This window comes from Carboxylicivirga fragile (genome assembly GCF_050589805.1).
Lineage (GTDB): Bacteria > Bacteroidota > Bacteroidia > Bacteroidales > Marinilabiliaceae > Carboxylicivirga > Carboxylicivirga fragile.
The window spans coordinates 1-1,648 of record NZ_JBNGOY010000111.1; the positions used below are offsets into that span (position 1 = coordinate 1).

Annotated in this window: 2 protein-coding genes; both read right to left on the reverse strand. The window is 33.0% G+C overall.

Annotated elements, in window-relative coordinates; genetic code table 11:
• Nucleotides 1-161: 161 nt before the first annotated feature.
• Entirely contained in the window at nucleotides 162-740 is a 579-nt protein-coding gene (locus ACRD7B_RS22685) for a response regulator transcription factor (protein WP_430826958.1), read from the reverse strand.
• Nucleotides 741-751: 11 nt separating this feature from the next.
• Nucleotides 752-1,483 (reverse strand): hemerythrin domain-containing protein, encoded by a 732-nt coding sequence (locus tag ACRD7B_RS22690; RefSeq protein WP_430826959.1) that lies wholly within the window; start codon nucleotides 1,481-1,483, stop codon nucleotides 752-754.
• Nucleotides 1,484-1,648 lie beyond the last annotated feature (165 nt).

Genomic DNA, 1,648 nt, shown 5'->3' on the forward strand with positions numbered 1-1,648 from the left:
GGCAAAAGTGCCTGTTTTCGGGGTTTTATTATACCATTAAGATAGTGATAATTATTTAATTATCAAAGATATATACCACTTAAGAATATGCCTAAGTCAATCCCGAACGCCATTAAACGCTCATAGAAAAAAGGTATTTGACCTAACTTACCAAACATAAACTAGTTAATATCATTCATTTCTATAATATTATTAATAATTGAATAAACCGTCAAACCTGAAACGGTTTTTATTCCCAATTTTCGCGTTATATTTTTTCGATGCGATATTACTGTATGTGTACTAATGAACTCCTTTTCTCCTATTTCCTTATTTGTAAGACCAAGTGCAACACATTTTAAAATAGATTTTTCACGCGGACTTAGGCCCTCAGTTTCTTCATCTAGTACCTGCTTAGATTCCACTTTCTGCAATACACCTTGTAACTTATCCAATAAAATCGATTTACTCTGTACAATTGACAATTGATTAACAGGTACATCTACGGGCAATACCATATTAAATAAATAAAGCACTTGAGTTTCCTTGTTTATTAAGCCCTTCATCTGTTCAGATTCATTCTCAGACAAAAGTGTTGTACCAAGTAATATAACATCAGGAACCCTTTCTTCAACCGCACATATACATGCCTCTCCTGTAGAAACGATACTAACATTAGAAGACCCTTTCAATTGTTCAAGTAAAACACTGAAACCTGATGTAATAATGTATGATTGATCAGCAACTAGAATATTCACCATATTTATTCCTCCTATTTAGTGATATTCTTGAGTTCAGCTTCCATTTCCTGAACTCGTGGAAACAATACTTTTTCTTCTAATTCAGCATGATCCATTAAATCACTTTCCAAGCGAAAAATATCAAATATCAAATTATTATATTGACAATTCTCAACAGGAGGTGGTAAATACTTTAAAAGGATATTCTTTAAATCATAAAGGGTTTCTTCAATATTATTATGATCATCATGATACCTGGTCGTGGAATAGTTCTCATCAATAACATTAAGCGCCTTTCCATTCCGAAAACTTTCCAATTGCTCATTAAGCGCAACTATATATGGAAAAACATTACTCTCCTCAAGTTCAATATGTGAAGTAAACTCACGTATATATTCGCGAAAGAAATTTAAAAGTAACTCTACATTCTTTTCCTTTCTATCTACTTGCTTTTCTAGGTTAATAATTTGTCGCTCTATCTCTGGTATGCGATACTCAATATAACATTTATGGGCATTCTTCAAGTAGGCTATTAACCATTGTACAGGGAATTCTTTGAAATACTCAGCCTTAAAGAAATCTCGATCATGAAAAGCATTGGCTAATTGTAAGAAGAACTTCACATCAACCTTATTAGCTGAGCATACTTCAGAAACGGACTTTTCACGAAAACCTAATGGAATATTCAATCGTTGAATAACAGCTAAAAGTTGGATGTCCTTTTGAACTACATCCACCATTTTCATTGTGGCAGTTATGTGCATTAGTTTTTTTTTGTAAAAATACACTTTATGTAGAATGAATCCAAATAAGAAGTAATAAACAAGACCCTTTTAAACGCAAAAAAGAGCAACCACATTGTGATTGCTCTTTTCTTAAAAAAAGGCGGTGACCTACTCTCCCACTTCTACGCAGTACCATCGGCGCTA